Origin of the sequence: Vreelandella populi (assembly GCF_003989825.1) — a bacterium.
GTDB lineage: Bacteria > Pseudomonadota > Gammaproteobacteria > Pseudomonadales > Halomonadaceae > Vreelandella > Vreelandella populi.
This window is the reverse complement of the sequence record NZ_RZHE01000008.1, coordinates 322,493-339,176: the sequence shown is the minus strand read 5'-3', so window position 1 is coordinate 339,176 and position 16,684 is coordinate 322,493. Positions and strand designations below refer to the sequence as shown.

Annotated in this window: 16 protein-coding genes; 10 read left to right on the top strand and 6 right to left on the bottom strand. The window is 58.3% G+C overall.

Going from position 1 to position 16,684, the window contains the following annotated elements; all coding sequences use genetic code 11:
• Window positions 1-42: 42 nt before the first annotated feature.
• The 4 genes from purB to ELY25_RS11125 all read left to right on the top strand — a co-directional run bounded on the left by purB (window position 43) and on the right by ELY25_RS11125 (window position 5,306).
• Complete coding sequence (purB, locus tag ELY25_RS11140) at window positions 43-1,431, top strand: adenylosuccinate lyase (RefSeq protein ID WP_126951352.1); 1,389 nt, start codon at window positions 43-45, stop codon at window positions 1,429-1,431.
• Window positions 1,432-1,473: 42 nt separating this feature from the next.
• Entirely contained in the window at window positions 1,474-2,652 is a 1,179-nt protein-coding gene (locus ELY25_RS11135; protein WP_126951351.1) for a cupin domain-containing protein, read from the top strand.
• A 341-nt stretch (window positions 2,653-2,993) separates the two neighbouring features.
• Window positions 2,994-4,592, top strand: coding sequence for an isocitrate lyase (locus ELY25_RS11130; RefSeq protein WP_126951350.1), 1,599 nt, complete (start codon window positions 2,994-2,996; stop codon window positions 4,590-4,592).
• 246 nt (window positions 4,593-4,838) lie between these two features.
• A complete protein-coding gene (locus ELY25_RS11125) occupies window positions 4,839-5,306 on the top strand; it encodes an outer membrane lipoprotein (RefSeq protein ID WP_126951349.1) in 468 nt (155 codons plus the stop codon).
• Between the two features lie 94 nt (window positions 5,307-5,400).
• Here ELY25_RS11125 and ELY25_RS11120 read toward each other — a convergent pair whose 3' ends face one another.
• The gene (locus ELY25_RS11120) at window positions 5,401-5,679 is read right to left on the bottom strand and encodes a hypothetical protein (protein ID WP_126951348.1); all 279 of its coding nucleotides are present in this window, start codon (window positions 5,677-5,679) and stop codon (window positions 5,401-5,403) included.
• A 180-nt stretch (window positions 5,680-5,859) separates the two neighbouring features.
• Here ELY25_RS11120 and ELY25_RS11115 point away from each other — a divergent pair, with 180 nt between their 5' ends.
• Window positions 5,860-6,342: an FKBP-type peptidyl-prolyl cis-trans isomerase gene (locus ELY25_RS11115; protein ID WP_126951347.1), complete on the top strand. Its 483-nt coding sequence runs from the start codon at window positions 5,860-5,862 to the stop codon at window positions 6,340-6,342.
• Between the two features lie 99 nt (window positions 6,343-6,441).
• On the opposite strand, the gene nikR is transcribed toward ELY25_RS11115, so the two are convergent.
• Window positions 6,442-6,843 (bottom strand): nickel-responsive transcriptional regulator NikR, encoded by a 402-nt coding sequence (gene nikR / locus ELY25_RS11110; RefSeq protein WP_126951346.1) that lies wholly within the window; start codon window positions 6,841-6,843, stop codon window positions 6,442-6,444.
• Between the two features lie 102 nt (window positions 6,844-6,945).
• On the opposite strand from nikR, the gene ELY25_RS11105 reads away from it, so the two are divergent.
• From ELY25_RS11105 to ELY25_RS11085, 5 genes are read left to right on the top strand one after another with little or no spacing between them, the layout of a single operon-like run.
• Window positions 6,946-8,535, top strand: coding sequence for an ABC transporter substrate-binding protein (locus ELY25_RS11105; protein ID WP_126951345.1), 1,590 nt, complete (start codon window positions 6,946-6,948; stop codon window positions 8,533-8,535).
• On the top strand, window positions 8,526-9,524 hold the full coding sequence (locus ELY25_RS11100) for an ABC transporter permease (RefSeq protein WP_126951344.1): 999 nt from the start codon (window positions 8,526-8,528) through the stop codon (window positions 9,522-9,524). The genes ELY25_RS11105 and ELY25_RS11100 overlap by 10 nt, the downstream gene beginning before the upstream one ends.
• On the top strand, window positions 9,521-10,321 hold the full coding sequence (locus ELY25_RS11095; RefSeq protein WP_126951343.1) for an ABC transporter permease: 801 nt from the start codon (window positions 9,521-9,523) through the stop codon (window positions 10,319-10,321). Before ELY25_RS11100 ends, ELY25_RS11095 begins: the two co-directional genes overlap by 4 nt.
• Window positions 10,322-10,337: 16 nt before the next feature.
• Window positions 10,338-11,156, top strand: coding sequence for an ATP-binding cassette domain-containing protein (locus ELY25_RS11090; protein ID WP_126951342.1), 819 nt, complete (start codon window positions 10,338-10,340; stop codon window positions 11,154-11,156).
• Window positions 11,149-11,781 carry an ABC transporter ATP-binding protein gene (locus ELY25_RS11085; protein ID WP_126951341.1) on the top strand — a complete coding sequence of 211 codons (633 nt, stop codon included), beginning with the start codon at window positions 11,149-11,151 and terminating at the stop codon, window positions 11,779-11,781. The genes ELY25_RS11090 and ELY25_RS11085 overlap by 8 nt, the downstream gene beginning before the upstream one ends.
• Here the strand turns inward: ELY25_RS11085 and ELY25_RS11080 are convergent.
• The 4 genes from ELY25_RS11080 to ELY25_RS11065 form a co-directional block, all read right to left on the bottom strand.
• Window positions 11,769-12,956, bottom strand: coding sequence for an MFS transporter (locus ELY25_RS11080; RefSeq protein ID WP_126951340.1), 1,188 nt, complete (start codon window positions 12,954-12,956; stop codon window positions 11,769-11,771). The two genes, ELY25_RS11085 and ELY25_RS11080, sit on opposite strands and share 13 nt — an antisense overlap.
• A gap of 37 nt (window positions 12,957-12,993) precedes the next feature.
• Window positions 12,994-13,629, bottom strand: coding sequence for a C40 family peptidase (locus tag ELY25_RS11075; protein WP_236995704.1), 636 nt, complete (start codon window positions 13,627-13,629; stop codon window positions 12,994-12,996).
• Between the two features lie 85 nt (window positions 13,630-13,714).
• Window positions 13,715-16,180: a DUF1266 domain-containing protein gene (locus ELY25_RS11070; protein WP_126951339.1), complete on the bottom strand. Its 2,466-nt coding sequence runs from the start codon at window positions 16,178-16,180 to the stop codon at window positions 13,715-13,717.
• A gap of 162 nt (window positions 16,181-16,342) precedes the next feature.
• Window positions 16,343-16,585: a GlsB/YeaQ/YmgE family stress response membrane protein gene (locus tag ELY25_RS11065; protein WP_126951338.1), complete on the bottom strand. Its 243-nt coding sequence runs from the start codon at window positions 16,583-16,585 to the stop codon at window positions 16,343-16,345.
• Between the last annotated feature and the right edge of the window lie 99 nt (window positions 16,586-16,684).

Below are 16,684 nucleotides of genomic sequence, written 5' to 3'. Positions count from 1 at the left end.
GCTCTTGAATCACTTACTCTCGAACTACTTGGAAACGACGCCATGCAACTCTCCGCCTTGACTGCTCTCTCCCCCGTTGACGGACGCTACGGCTCCAAAGCCGCAGCCCTGCGCGAACATTTCAGCGAGTTTGGTCTGATCCGCGCCCGTGTCATTGTGGAAGTCCGCTGGCTACAGCGTCTGGCCGAGCACGACCAGATCGTCGAAGTGCCGCCTCTTTCCGCCGAGGCAGGCGCCTTTCTTGAGCAGCTGATTCGTGACTTCTCCCTTGAGGACGCCGAGCGCATCAAGGAGATTGAGCGCACCACCAACCATGATGTAAAAGCCGTTGAGTACTTTCTGAAGGAAAAGATTGCCGGTAACGCCGAATTGAATGCGGTCACCGAGTTCATTCACTTCGCGTGCACTTCTGAAGACATCAACAACCTCTCTTACGGCGTTATGCTGGCCGACGGTCTCAAGGCGCTGCTGCCCACCATGCACGAAGTGGCCGATGAAGTGGCCAAGCTTGCCATTGCCCATGCGGCACAGCCGATGCTTTCGCGCACCCATGGCCAAACCGCAAGCCCCACGACGCTGGGCAAAGAGATGGCCAACGTGGCGTATCGCTTAAAGCGCCAGCTCAAGCAGATCGAGCGCGTCAAAATTCTGGGCAAGATCAACGGTGCAGTAGGCAACTACAACGCCCACCTGGCCACCTACCCGGATATCGACTGGGAAGCCAATGCACGCTCCTTCGTCGAAGGCCTGGGCCTCGGTTTCAACCCCTACACCACGCAGATCGAACCCCACGACTACATTGCCGAGCTGTTCGATGCCATCTGCCGCTTCAATACCATCCTGATCGATTATGACCGCGACGTATGGGGCTATATTTCGCTGGGTTACTTCAAGCAGCGCACGGTAGAGGGTGAAATTGGCTCCTCCACCATGCCTCACAAGGTCAACCCGATTGATTTTGAAAACTCTGAAGGCAACCTGGGGCTGGCCAACGCGGTACTCGGCCATCTTGCGCAGAAACTGCCAATTTCCCGCTGGCAGCGCGACCTGACCGACTCTACCGTGCTGCGCAACCTGGGTGTGGGCCTGGCTTATGGTCTGATCGGCTATCACGCCAGCCTCAAGGGTATCAGCAAGCTGGAAGCCAACCCTGAACGCTTGAATGAGGACCTAGATAACAGTTGGGAAGTGCTCGCCGAGCCGATCCAGACTGTCATGCGCCGTTACGGTATTGAAAAGCCCTACGAAAAGCTCAAGGAACTGACACGCGGCAAGCGGATCGATCAGGTAGGCTTTGCTACCTTTATCGACACCCTTGAACTGCCGGATGACGTTAAAGCAGAGCTTAAAGAGCTTTCACCGGCAAGCTATATTGGTAATGCACAAGCCCAGGCAGAAGCGCTTACCCAACGCCTTGGCAGCTTGTCATAAGCGTTTTCACAAACGCGACGGCCACTCAATTAGGATATCACCATGCGCCAACACGATAAGCCACTCACCCTGCTGGGCGATCTCACGCCTGCAGATTTTTTGGCCAACTACTGGCAACAGAAGCCGCTGCTGATTCGTGGTGCTATCCCCGATTTTGTCAGCCCCATCGAGCCCGACGAGCTTGCCGGGCTTGCCTGCGAACCCGGCGTAGAAGCACGCCTGGTCGAAGAGAAAGGCCCGGACAGTGCCTGGCAGGTTTCCCACGGCCCGTTTGATGAAGCAACGTTTGAACGCCTGCCCGAGGGCCACTGGAGTCTGCTCGTTCAGGCCGTAGATCACTACGTACCCTCTATCGCCGCGCTGATGGACGAGTTTGATTTCCTGCCCCGCTGGCGGCTGGACGATATCATGATCAGCTACGCCCCTCCCGGCGGTAGTGTGGGTCCGCATATCGACCAGTACGATGTCTTTTTACTACAGGCCAGCGGCCACCGTCGCTGGCAGCTGGGTGGCAAGCAGCCGGACGATGCTCCAATCGTTCAGGGCATTGACCTGCGCATTCTGGAAACCTTTGAGATCGAGCCCGATTCCGACTGGACGTTGGCGCCTGGCGACATGCTGTACCTGCCGCCGGGTTGGGCGCATCACGGCGTTAGCCAGACCGATGACTGCATGACCATTTCGGTAGGCTTCAGGGCGCCGTCTGCGGACGAGTCGATTACCTCTTACGCCGACTACCTGGGCGAACAGCTGCCTGCCTCTCAGCGCTACAGCGATGCAGGCATGGCGCCTGCTAGCCAGACCGGCGAGCTTGACGATGCGGCCATTGAGCGTATGCGACAGTTCATGCTGGCCACACTCGACAACCCTGAGCAAATCGCCCAGTGGTTTGGCCGTGTGATGACTCAGCCTAAGTACATGGATCAGGTTGTGCCGCTGGATACATCCATGGAAGAAGCCGCAGTGGTAGCGCATCTGCAAGAGGGTGAACCGCTTTTCCACATGCCCGGATCACGCTTTGCCTGGCGCAGCGATACAAGCGGTACCACGCTGTTTGTCGATGGCGATGGCCACGTTTGCTCAGAGGCGCTTGCAAAACGCCTGGCAGACACCGAGCCGATGTACGAAGAAGTGCTTGAGCTTGAAGGCGCCGCCTCTTTGCTGACCCAGCTGGTCAATTCAGGCAGTTTGGGCTTTATGGGTGAGGAAGACCCAGAGTAGCTGGCCTCGATTTATCTTCTGGCCTAGCCAGCTGACGACGCCAGAGCGCCGCCTTAGGGCGGCGTTTTTTTGTCTTCTGTTTATATACCTGACGAAAAACGACTACCTAAACCCGCCGTTTTGCTAAGCCGTTGTCGTCGAGCTACAACCCCGTCTGCCCCCAAGTGTCAATTGTTGGATCCCTTATTGTCGTCAATAGTTATTGCACTGCAGCGCCAGCGAGCCTGCTCATAACGTCGCCAACTATCAGCTTTATGTTGGTCAATGCCAAAAACACTTCGCAAGCGCAGCAAACCTATTAACCCACTTGCGAACCGCTATTACGACCTTGGAGGTATCTCATGACCGGATTGCTCAACGATATTAAAGCCATGGCCCAGTTACGCGAAGCGCAAAGTGGAAAATGGGAGGCTATCAAACCTGAATACGCAGCTCGTATGCGCGCCCAGAACCGCTTTCATACCGGATTGGATATTGCGCGCTACACCGCCACGATCATGCGTAACGATATGGCCGCTTATGATGCCGATACTGCACAGTACACCCAGTCGCTAGGCTGCTGGCACGGCTTTATTGGCCAGCAGAAACTGATTTCAATCAAAAAACACTTCGGCACCACTAAACGCCGCTACCTCTATCTCTCAGGTTGGATGGTCGCCGCGCTGCGCTCCGAGTTTGGGCCCCTGCCCGATCAGTCCATGCATGAAAAAACCTCGGTCGCCAACCTGATCGAAGAGCTTTACACCTTCCTGAAACAGGCCGATACCTGGGAGCTTAACCATCTGTTCCGTGCGCTGGATGATGCCAAGGCTGCTGGCGACAGGACCAAAGAGCAGGAAATCATCGACAAGATCGATAACCATGAAACCCATATCGTGCCGATTATTGCCGATATTGACGCAGGCTTTGGCAACGCCGAAGCCACCTACCTGCTTGCCAAGAAATTCATCCTCGCCGGCGCTTGCTGCATCCAGCTGGAAAATCAGGTATCCGACGAGAAGCAGTGCGGCCACCAGGATGGCAAGGTAACGGTTCCCCATGAAGACTTTCTGGCCAAGATCAACGCCGTGCGTTATGCGTTCCTAGAGCTTGGCGTGGAGGATGGCGTCATCGTTGCGCGAACTGACTCACTAGGCGCCGGACTGACTCAGAAAATCGCGGTGACTCACCAGCCGGGCGACCTGGGCGATCAGTACAACAGCTTCTTGGATGGCGACGTGATCGAGAATGCCGCTGATATCAATAATGGCGACGTGGTCATCAAGCAAGGCGGCAAGCTGGTCAAGCCTAAGCGCCTTGCTTCCGGCCTTTACCAGTTCAAGCCCGGCACCGGTGAAGACCGCGTCATCCTTGACTGCATCACCAGCTTGCAAAACGGCGCGGATCTTTTGTGGATCGAAACCGAAAAACCCCACGTTGGGCAGATTGCCAGCATGGTCAACCGTATCCGTGAAGTAGTCCCGGACGCCAAGCTTGTGTATAACAATTCGCCCTCCTTCAACTGGACACTGAATTTCCGCCAGCAGGTGTTTGATGCTTGGGAACAGGAAGGCAAGGACGTATCGGCCTATAGCCGCGATAAGCTGATGAGCGTCGAGTACGACAAGACCGAGCTTGGCCAATTGGCAGATGAGTGGACGCGCAACTTCCAGCGTGACTCATCGCGCGAGGCGGGCATTTTCCACCACCTGATCACCCTGCCCACTTACCATACAGCGGCGCTCTCCACAGACAACCTGGCAAAAGGCTACTTCGGTGAGGAAGGAATGCTGGCCTACGTGCGCGGCGTTCAGAGAGAAGAAATTCGTCAAGGGATTGCTACGGTGAAGCACCAGGATATGGCAGGTTCCAATATCGGCGATGACCATAAGGAGTTCTTCCACGGCGATGCCGCGCTTAAAGCAGGCGGTAAGGATAATACGATGAACCAGTTTGGCTAACGCCCCCTACTCAGCCATCGGAAAATTCTGCCTACCAGGAGCTCTTGAGCTCCTGGTTTTTATCGTTATATGTGCACACTGTTTTCTTATTCCCTGTCTACACTACAACTATGCCCTTTGATTTATGACCTTTTTAATCAAGTGCTGGTCATAGCGAGTAGCTTCAGCTATCTTTTAGCGAACACTGTTCTGTAATTGAAGCGTCCTGTCACTGCTATTTTAAGTTGCCATATCATGGAGGTTTTAATGAAACGTTTACTACCTGTTGCTGCGTTAAGCATCCTGACCTTAGCTGGGTGTGCCAACACGTCGCCCTATTCGGGTGATGTGTACCGCGGCAATCAAGCGCAAACTGGCCAAAGCGTTGCTTACGGTACCATCGTGGCTATTCGCCCAGTGCAAATCCAGGCTGACAGCCGTGCGGGAGGCCTGCTGGGCACCGGCGGCGGCGCCATCATCGGCGGCCTTTTGGGTAGTCAGGTAGGTGGCGGTTCAGGCCGTCAGTTGGCAACTGTTGCAGGCGCCTTGGGTGGCTCGGTGGCTGGTTCAGCAGCGGAAGATCGCGCCAACCGCGTGAGTGCCCTGGAAATGGAAATTCGTCGTGACGACGGCACCGATGTCGTCGTTGTACAACGAGCTGACCATCAATACCAAGCTGGCCAGCGCGTGCGATTGATTGGTAGCGGCGGCAACCTGAGCGTTGCCCCCTATTAATTTAATGCTGTAGCGTATTTTATTGATGTGATCTATATCAAAAAGCCCGGCTATCTTGCGATGGCCGGGCTTTTTAACATGTATTCAAATGCGCTTAATGGGTAAGAGTGCTGGCCCAATTGGCAAGCTTTACTACCAGAAGACCAATTAACGCCATCAGGATAACGACCAGCAGCATTTCTACGGGGAAAACCAATGTAGTCGCGCCTAACACGGCGAGTGTCATGATCCATAGAAAGCGGTTTTCACCATGGCTTTTCAATACATTAGGCAAGCACCGGTCAAGACCTTGGCTAACGCCACGACTCCAGCGCTGGTCGACAAAATAGGCAATCAGACCAAACGCAATCAGCCAAATAAGAAAGATCGTCATAGCAAACTCCGATGAATTAGGGTCTTAAAGAGGGAAAAGTGGTGGGTGTAGGGTATCCCTGGTCATCTTGAGGCGCAATACCGCAAAAGACGGATACGCGTAAAAACTGCTCTTATCCCCTGACAAGCCACGCCTCACGCGTTACCATGTTGGGACATGCACTCACCGAAAGGTTATTTAATGCAAATTGCACAAAACTCGGTTGTCGCGTTCCACTACACTCTGACTAACGATGCAGGTGAAGTGCTAGACAGTTCTGAAGGCCGTGAGCCGCTGACCTACCTCCATGGCGCGGGCAACATCATTCCGGGTCTGGAAAAAGAACTGGAAGGCCGCGAAGCCGGTGACAAGCTGAACGTCAAAGTAACGCCTGAAGAGGGTTACGGTGAAGTTCAGGAACAGCTGGTTCAAGAAGTACCGCGTGATGCCTTCCAAGGCGTTGAAGGTATCGAGCCGGGCATGCAGTTCCAGGCCCAGACGCAAGGCGGTCCGCTGATGGTTACAGTAAAAAGTGTTGAAGGCGATACGGTTATCGTTGACGGCAACCATCCGCTGGCCGGTGAGCACCTCAACTTCGATGTTGAGATTGCAAGCGTTCGCGAAGCTAGCCAGGAAGAAACCGAGCACGGCCATGTGCACGGTGAAGGCGGCGTTGAGCACTGATTGCCAACGCGAGCTGGCCAATCCAGCCCAGCTTACGCTTATCGAGAGGGGCGGCCTGCGGGTCGCCCTTTTTGTATCTGCAGCACACCGGCTGAACTTTCAGGCATCCGGAATCAGCACAAGCTGGCCATGGCGCACGCTGCGCGATGATGTCACTTCATCGGCAAACCGCTTGAGCTCCTGGCCCTGGCCTTTCAACAGGGCGACTTCCAGACAGCTATCCTGGTCGATATGCACGTGCAGCGTCGAAAGTGTCAGATCGTGATGATCGTGGGAGTGGCGGGTCAAGCGCCTGGACAGATCCCGCGCGGCGTGATCATACACATACACAAGCGCGCCCATGCAGGGCACTTCGGGCACCGCCTGCTCCTTGACTTGCTTCAAGCCGCTGCGCGTTAAATCACGAATCGCTTCCGATCGGTTCTGGTAACCATGCGTGCGCATCAGCTCATCGACTGCGTTCAGCAACTCTTCATCCAATGTGACTGTGACGCGCTGCATACCTGTCTCCTTTAAATGATGGCGTGCGTATTGGCTTTTGACGATTCGAGTATGATGTTATTGTAAAAAGGTCATACTATTTATTATAAGCAGACGATTATCATGCTATCACTTCTTCGCACCCTGATACTCGGCGCAGCCGCCGGTTGCCTTATGATTGCCAACCCGGCCAGCGCTAAAGAGCAACTGGTACTCGCCATTGGCGGTGAGCCCGAGCAGGGCTTCGACCCACTGCTGGGCTGGGGGCAGTACGGCAACCCGCTGTTTCAGTCGACCCTGCTTTCCCGCCGTGCGGACCTTGACCTGGAGCCAGAGCTGGCAACCGCCTGGACTCTCTCGAACGACCAACTGACCTGGACCATCACCCTGCGCGACGATGCGCGCTTTTCAGACGGCAGCGCGCTCACGGCTAGTGATGTGGCTTATACCTTCAATACAGCGGCCAAGGCGGGTGGGCGGGCAGACCTCAGCGCGCTGAAAGAAGCCACGGCTCTTGATTCCCATCGCGTGGCGCTGACGCTTCACCAGCCGCGCATTACCTTTGCCGACCAGCTGGTGACGCTGGGTATCGTGCCCGCAGCCAGCCGTGAAAACGGCTATGACGAGAATTATGGCCGCCATCCTCTTGGCTCGGGCCCCTACCAGTTGGTGGAGTGGCAGGAGGGCGAGCAGTTGATCGTCGAGCGCAACCCCTATTTCTACGGGCAAACGCCCGCCTTTGAACGCCTTGTGTTTCTGTTTACCGGCGAAGACACCACGCTGAACGCCGCGCGTACCGGCGATGTCGACCTGGCCGCCCTGCCGCCGGCGCTGGCAAACGCTTTGCCTTCACACATGCGCGCCGTCACGATGCAGAGCGTGGACAACCGGGGCATCATGTTTCCCATGCAACCCGCCCAGGGCCAGCGCGCGCCCTCCGGCGCGCCCATCGGCAACGGTGTAACCGCGGACATTGCCATTCGCCGTGCGATCAATCTAGCCCTTGACCGCCAGACGCTGGTGGACGTTGTGCTCAACGGCTTCGGCCGCCCCGCGTTCGGCCCGGCAGACGGGCTGCCTTGGAGCCGTCGCGATGAAGATATCCAGGCACCTGACCTTGAGCAGGCCAAAGCTCTGCTCGATGCTGCTGGCTGGCAGCGCCAGGGCGATGGCCTGCGCCACAAGCAGGGCCAGCCCGCCCGTTTCAGGCTGACCTACCCCGCCGGTGACAGCACCCGGCAGCTGCTTGCCGAGGTGAGCGCCGAAATGGTGCGCCCGCTGGGTATCGACATGCAGCCAACCGGGCGCCACTGGGACGAGATTCAGCGCCTGGCACTGCACCAGGATGCCGTCGTGATGGGCTTTGGCAGTCATAGCCCCCAAGAGATCTACTACCTCTACCACAGCCAGCATGCAGGAAACGACTTCTACAACAGCGGCTACTACGCCAACCCTGCCGTGGACCGTCACCTGGAGGCGGCTCAGGCGGCGGCGAATACACATGAAGCCAACCGGCACTGGCAGGCTGCTCAGTGGGATGGGGAGACCGGCTATGGCGTGCGCGGTGACGCCAGCTGGGCCTGGATGGTCAATCTGGCTCATGTCTATGCGGTAGATACATGCCTGGACGTTGGCGATCTAGGTGTGGCCCCGCATGGTCATGGCTGGCCGGTAACGGCCAATCTGCTTGAGTGGCGCTGGACGTGCGACTAGCGCTCGCCACGCTACGCCGCCTGCTGCGGCTGGGGCTGATACTGCTCTGCGTGGCCGGCGTGTCATTCGGGCTGATGATGGCCTCGCCAGTCGACCCGGTAGATGCCTATCTCGGTCCTCTGGCTGCCCAGGTAAGCCCGGAGCAGCGCGAACTCATCGCCCAACGCTGGGGGTTTGACGACCCGGCACCTCTTCAGTTTGGCCGTTGGCTGCAGCAGTTGATGAGCGGCAACCTGGGCGTAAGTCACGTCTACAACCAGCCCGTTGGGGAAGTGATCGGCCAGCGCTTCACGCGCTCGATTGCGCTACTGGGCAGCGCCTGGCTGCTGTCGTTACTGCTGGGGTTCACATTAGGCGTGATGGCCGGCGCCAAGGAGCGCTCGCCGCTGGACAAGGTCATCAGCGCCTACGCCTACGTGACCGCCTCCACCCCTACCTTCTGGCTGGCGCTGCTGGGCGTTCTGCTGTTCTCGGTTTACCTGGGCTGGGCCCCGGCGTGCTGCGCCGGGCCTGTCGGCGTGCCAAGTCAGGATATCCACCTGGCCACCCGCCTTCACCATCTGGTACTGCCGGTCAGCACGCTGACGCTGCTGGGCACGGCCTCGATCACGCTGCACACCCGGGCGCGCATGGTGGCGCTGATGCGCTCGGATATCGCTACCCACGCCTTTGCCCAAGGCGCCACCCGAGCGGATATCGCCTGGCGCCACGGCGTGCGCCATGCAAGCCTTCCCGCGCTGACGCTGGCACTGGCGTCACTCGGCGAGCTGTTCGGCGGCTCTATCCTGATCGAGCAGGTGTTCGCCTACCCGGGCCTTGGCCAAGCAACGGTAGAGGCCGGGCTGCGCAGCGACGTGCCGCTGCTGCTGGGCATTGCCCTGTTTACCACGCTATTTGTGAGTATCGGCAATATGCTGGCCGACAGCCTTTACCACATGGTTGACCCGCGCATGCGCAGGCCCCGGAAGCCGGGGTCAATCGCGTCATGAAAGCCGCCCAGCCGCGGCTGCGCGCGCTTGCCTGCTCAGGCCTTGCGGTGCTGCTTTTGCTGGCGCTGTTATCCGGTCAGTGGTGGCTCGGCGACCTGCCGGGGCGCATGCAGTTCGATGCCCGCCTGGCCCCGCCCGGCCTTGACCACTGGCTGGGTACCGACGCCCTGGGTCGTGAGCTTTGGGCACGCACACTAGCAGGGCTTGCCCTGAGCTTCCGGGTAGGCCTTCTAGCCGCCCTGCTGGGCAGCGCCATCGCACTTGGTCTGGCACTTTTGACGACCCTTTCGCCGCGCCTGGACGCGCTGGTCAGGCTACTGATCGATACGCTGCTCAGTGTGCCGCATCTTATCCTGCTGCTGCTGATTGCCTTTGCACTCGGTGGCGGGCTGCAGGCAGTGGTGATTGCCGTGGCCACCACTCACTGGCCCGGCCTTGCGCGCGTGCTGCGCGCCGAGCTGCTGCAACTGCGCGCAGCACCCTATATCGGCATATCCCGGGCGCTGGGTAAATCCCAGGGGTTTATCCTGCTGCACCACTTTCTGCCCCACGCTTTGCCCCACTGCCTGGTCGGGGCGCTGCTGCTGTTTCCTCACGCCATTTTGCATGAAGCGGCGCTCACGTTTCTGGGCGTTGGCCTGAGCCCCAGCCAGCCGGCCATCGGCATCTTGCTGGCCGACGCCATGCGCTACCTGAGCGGGGGGTACTGGTGGCTGGGCGTTTTCCCGGGGCTTGGACTACTGCTGATGGTGCTGGGTATCGAACGCATCGCCAGCGGCCTGCGGCGTGCGCTTTGACTACCTGGAGGCCTTGATGCTACGTATCGAGCAACTGTCGCTTGCCCTGCCTTACTATCCGCGCTTCTGGCGACGCCGCTATGCCACGCACCTGGATCAGCTCAGCTTCAGCGTGGCGGCGGGCAGCGTGCACGCTGTCGTGGGCGCCTCGGGTGCCGGTAAAAGTCTGCTGGCGCATACCATCATGGGGCTTTTGCCCAAGGGTGCGCAGTTAGGCGGCAGCTGCTTCTTTAAGGAGACACCGCTTGATGAGCCGCGGAAACGCGCGCTGCGCGGCCGAGAGCTTGCGCTGATTCCGCAATCCCTAAGCGCCCTTGACCCACTGGCTCGCAGCCAGCACCAGGTGAACTGGGCGGCGCGCCGGGCGGGTCTTGCCCCGGCCTCTGCTCGGCAGACGGTCTGCCAGGCGCTGGCCCATTACCAGCTTGATGAGCGCGCCCGCCGGGCGTACCCCCATGAACTTTCCGGAGGCATGGCGCGGCGCGTGCTTACCGCCATGGCGCATGTGACCCAGGCATCGCTGGTGATTGCCGATGAGCCTACCGTCGGGCTTGATCCGGCCCAGCGCGGCCGGGTACTTGATGCGTTGGCTGCCCTGACCCGGCAAGGCAAGGCGGTGATGTTGATTAGCCACGACCTGCGTCACGCGCTGAACATTGCCGACCGCGTCACGGTCATGCACGAAGGTCGCTGCGTGGAAACCGCCGACGCGAGCGCGTTTCAAGGTACGGGCCAGACGCTGAAAAGCGCCTACGCCCGAGCACTCTGGCAAGCCCTGCCGGATAACGCCTTTACAATAGATACCGAATACGCAAGGGAGTCGCATTTTGCTTGAAGCCTGCCAGCTATGTTACGCCTTTCCTCCTCAGCCGCCGCTGTTCGAGGATGTATCGCTGCGTATTGAAGCAGGAGAGTGGGTTGGGCTGAGCGGCAATTCCGGCGCCGGCAAATCAACGCTAGGCCGGCTGCTTGCCGGGTATGACGAACCGACCGCTGGCCGTATACGAATAGAGGGTGAGCGGTTTTCCACCAAGGGGCTCAGGCCGGTGCAGTGGCTGCCGCAATCCCCTGAGCTTGCCGTCAACCCGCGTTGGCAGGTTGTCCGCGTACTGAACGAAGCCTGGGAGCCGCCCGAAGCACTGCGCCGCGCCTTTGGGATAAAGTCTCAGTGGCTGAACCGCCCGGTGCGCACACTTTCCGGTGGCGAGCTGCAGCGCATTTGCGTGCTGCGCGCGCTGGCGCCCGGGGTGCGCTACCTGATCGCCGATGAGATCTCGACCATGCTCGACCCGATAACTCAGCTGGCCCTCTGGCAGGCGTTAAAGGCGGAAGCCGAAAAGCGCAAGCTCGGCGTTCTGGTGATCAGCCACGATGCGGCCCTGCTTAAAAGGCTGTGCCAACGCCGCTACCATCTTGAAAACGCCCGACTGCACGCCGCTGAACATCATCAACTACCCTGACGCTGCTCGAAGCGGCGCATGCCCAGGGTGATCATCAGCGTGATGCACAGTAGAACCCACGAGCCCCAGGCGACGCCGGACCAGCCCGCCCCCTGCCAGAAAAGCTCCAGCCAGAAGCCACCGAGGCTTGCCCCTACGTAGTAGAACACCAGATACAGCGCGGAAGCACTGCCGCGGGCGCCTTGGGCGTAGCGACCCACCCAGCTGGAAGCCAGCGAGTGGGCCATGAAAAAGCCGAAGGCGTTGATGGTCAGCCCCAGGATAATCAGCACCAGCGATTTACTCAGGGTAACGCCAGTGCCCACCATCAAGATGATGATGCCGGCCATCATGCAGGTCGCGGGCGAAAATCGCTGGGCTAGACGCCCGGAGATAGTGGAGCCGAAGGTACCACCAAGATAGGTCAAAAAAATCAGCCCGAGGCCGGTCGCTGCCAATTGGTAGGGTTCGGCGGCTAAGCGAAAGGTAATGTAGCTGTACTGATTGATAAAAATCAGGAAGTTGATGCCACCCAGGCAGTAGGCAGCAAGGAGTACCGGGGTGCGTAAATGGCCGACGAGATCGGCAAGCGCACGGCGCAGCTGAAAACGCTTGGGCACAAAGGTACGGCTATTGGGCAGTAGTCGCCAAAACACCACACAGCCGATTAGCGTCATCACGCCAACGGCAATGAACGCCGCCTGCGGCCCGCCAACCTCGGCGGCGGCCCCACCCACGATACGCCCGCTGATACCACCCAAGGAGTTTGCACCAATATACAGCCCTACCGCGCTCAGCAAGGCCGGCTTCTCAAACGCATCCCCCATCCAGGCAATCGCCACGGCGGGCAGCCCCCCTAGCACGAATCCCTGAACTAAGCGCAACAACAGCAGGCTTTCAAAATTCGGCGCAAACGCCAGCGCAAGCGACAAGCCTCCGGCAAGCAACAGGGTAATACGCATGATGCCTTCGCGGCCGATGGCATCAGAAAGCGGCCCGAATACTAAAAGAGCAAAAGCCAGTGACAGAGTAGCTACCGACATCAGTAGGCTAACGCCTAATGTCGATACACCGTAAAGGGTCTTGAGCTCAGGGAGTAACGGCTGAGGCACATACAGATTGATAAAAACCAAAAATGACCCTAAGCATAGGGCCATTGTGGCTCGCCACCAGGCGCGTGTCTTGTCTTCAATCATGCCATTCCTAATAGCGGGCCCTGCGGCCCACTAGCTATCACGGCATGAAGTTACTGCCTAAATACGCCAGATTGGTAGGCTCCAGCGCGCGGCGCGACTGCCAGTAATAACGCTGCCAGTAGCTATTATCCAAACTGGACATGATCACGCCTTGGGAAGTCGAGGCGTGGAGAAAGTAACCATCCCCTACGTAAATCCCCACATGGTTGTAACGTCCTGGGGGCCGGAAGAAAACCAGATCGCCCGCCTGCAGCTCTTGGCGGTCGATCGAGCGTCCCTCATGTACCTGATCGTAGGTGGAACGGGGCAATTCTAAATTAAACGTCTCTCGGAAAACATTGCGTACCAAGGCTGAACAATCGATCCCTTGCGCCGTCGTGCCGCCAATCCGATAAGGCGTCCCCGACCATCGCTGGTGCTGTTCGAGTAGCGCTTGGCGTACCAACGTAGGTGGCGGTGTCTGAAAACTGCGCAACTGGGCAATCGAATTGCTCACGGGCGACATTTGCGGGCTAAACCCATTGTTCATGCTAGGTAGCGTCATCGCAAAATAATCTTCGGGCGGCTCGATGGGTCGATTAGAAGAGCCTGCGCAGCCAGCAAGAAAAGAGACGACAATACAAACACTTACAACACGGACAGCGGTCACAGCAGGGTGTGGCAACGCAACCATGCGCTTAACCTCTTAACATTTTTGGGAAAGTAAAATGGGCAACAAATGTCAGACTATAAGCTAGATAATGCATGCTTGGCGAGCCTCAATGTAATGTTCGTTGATCACCCGGCAGGGTATCGATATGTAGCGGTGCAAAATGGCGCGGCTTGTTACCCGGAAAATCCAGACTGGCCCAAGGCCCGGCAAGAATCGGTGCCCCGCAAACCCAGGCCACCATCGCTTGACGGAATCCGGCTAAAAAGCTTTCACGCTCAGGCGTGTCGCCCATGAAAAAGGAGAACCCGGCATACATGCCTGCGGCATACTCTTGCCAACCGGCATAGTGATCAGCGGCCAGTTGATAGGCACGGTCCAGCACATCGGCAAACGCCTGACTTTCCAGCCAGCCAAGCTGGCGGGCGGCAATCGCCAGATCCACCAGCTGGGCAATATCCCATGCGGCCATGTCGACATCATTACAACGATCTTCATTGCCCTGAACGCGGCGCAAGCGAAGCAGGTGATGGCGCTCCTCTTCGGCGCAGTCACCCGACTCAAGAATGGCAATTTCAGCCTCCAGACGCTCAGGATTGAGCGTATAGGGGGCGTAATTGATCTGGTACTCCTGCCGATCGCCTGCCTCCAACATGAAGGTTATAAATTCCTGCATATCGGCGGCATTAGTCAGGTGGTAGTGGCTCTCCACCCACTCACGGATATCGGTACACTCACGCTGACTTTCCGGCTGAGGCTCGCTCCACACAGCACTATTGAGCGGCCCTACCAGCGACATAGCGGTAAAGTGCGTAAGCGTTGGCCGCCCGCCCGGCTCGCACCAGGCATCAGGGCGCCAATCCAACCAGTAGAAAAGGCTGCCTGGGTCTTCAAGGTGCCAGGCAATTTCATTGATTAAAGAGGCGTGCTCAGGTTCGGGCAGGCAGCTTTCCCAGGCGAACCACGCCTCCAGCAGACGCTTGGGGCTTGGATAGAAACGGCATAGGCAGCTACGCAGCGAGCTGGCGTATGCCAGCAGCGGCTCGCGTTCAAACAGCCCGCTGTCCAGCGCCATATGCAGGTAGAAGGCGAATTTTTCCGCCATATGAATGGTGGCCGCATGCCGGCTCACACCCTTGACCGCATTACGCTGCTTCAATTCATCAGGCGTTGGCTGGCCAAACAGTGTTTGCGAGGGCGGCAGCACACCGTGCACCGCATCGGCAGCCAGCTGATTCAGATGGTGCGCTTGGGCAGGCAGCCAATAGCGGGCCATGACCTGCGGGCCTTCATCGGCATGCAGGCCAAGTGACTCCTGTAGGTAAAGCGCCGCATCCGCGCGGCGCTCTTCGGCAACGGGTGCGGCGGGATCATGCTGGCGAAGCATTACATCCGGCTCACGGACGCCAGCCATCGCCAGCAGCCAATGGTGTGGGGTATTGCGCCACTGTCGGATGCGCTGCTGAGAGGCTTTGCGCGTTGTCTCATCAAGCAGACTGGCAGGCGCAAGCTTCCACGGGCTATGCGAGGCATTAATGAGTAATACATGGTGCGCATTCGGCGTCATATTGCGCCGATCGACACCTTCAAAAAGGCTTTGCCCGCGCATATAGGCTTTCAATATGGCGCGCCAATCATGGTAGCGATGGCTGATAAGGTCTGCCGCGTGGCACGCCAGATCATCCGCTTCGGCCTGGCTCAGCCAGCCGCAACAAGCTCCCGCCCAGGCAATTTCAACCAGCCGAAGCCAGTCCCAGGCGGCCCATTCAAGCGGTTCGCCCTGGCTTACAAAGGCGTTCAAAACCCCGGCATAGGGTGAATCCTGGATTGAATCGCGCTGCCAAGCAAGCCGCTGGGCGTTATCCATGGTCAGCAGCTCACGGGCTTCGATATCCCAGCGCTGACGCTCACCCTGAGCACTTAGCCATAGCGCTACTTCCAGAAGCTGCTCACGGTCGTTGACCTGCCAGATACGCTCAAGCCACTGGCTGGCATCCGGCCAGTCGGCATGACTTGCCGGATAGCTGATGACCGGGCGAAACAGGGCACACAAACGCCATGCCTGCGCTTGCGCCACCTCAGGCCATAAAGAGGACGGAGCTGGCAGTTGCGAAAGCGTTTCCTCAAGCACTGCCCAAGTGATTCCCTCGCCTTCATTTTCCAGGGCCGACAGCGCCTGGCAGGCGTCGATAAAACGATCATCTGCGCCTATCTCCCAGCCCTTGGCACCCAGCACCCGGCGCAGATCTGAAAGCCAAGCGCGCAAATCGCCATAATCGGAAGTGATACGCCGAATCACGTGGTGCGCCCAGGTGTTAGCCTGCTTGGCGTCAAGCCACCCGGCAGCGCCTGCAAGCGCTGTCCACTCAAGCGCCCCCAGCAAGCGGTCAGCTTGGCCTGTCGAACTCCCTAACGCATGAAAAAGCTGTTCAGCCAGTTCATTGCGGCTGGTAATACCCAGTTGCAAAAGGCGCTGTTCCGCCGCTTTTGTATCCACTGAAAGAGGATGAGGGGTAAATGCCCAATCGCATAGCACCAGCTGTTGGGCCCACCAGGCATTTAACGCGTCGACCAAGAGACACCTCGAAAGCAAAAATCCACCAGCAATGCGCCAGAATAAAGCGGCTTAGTGTAACGGAAAGTAGGTCCAAGACCGATAGCTAAACTGATCTAATGGCGTAAAACGACGCTGCCCGGCACAAGGCCGGGCAGCAATTAACACGCAAGCTAGGCAGTGCTAAGCTTTTTTAACTTTACTTATTATCCAGAGCAGGACAACAGCACCCACGGTCGCGGTGACCAGTGAGCCGATAAAACCACCAGCCTGAAGGCCTAATAGGCTGAACATGAAACCACCCAGCAGCGCACCGACAATACCTACGCCGATGTTGCCCAAAATGCCAAAGCCGCCGCCACGCATGATGTTGCCAGCGATCCAGCCAGCCAAACCACCAATGATCAACCATGCAATAAAGCCCATAGTGCCTCCTTGATATCCACTTTAGTCAGGGTTTTACCTATTCGTCTTGCTTGTCCTACCATAGCACACAGCGCGACAATTCTGCCTAATTTGATGTCA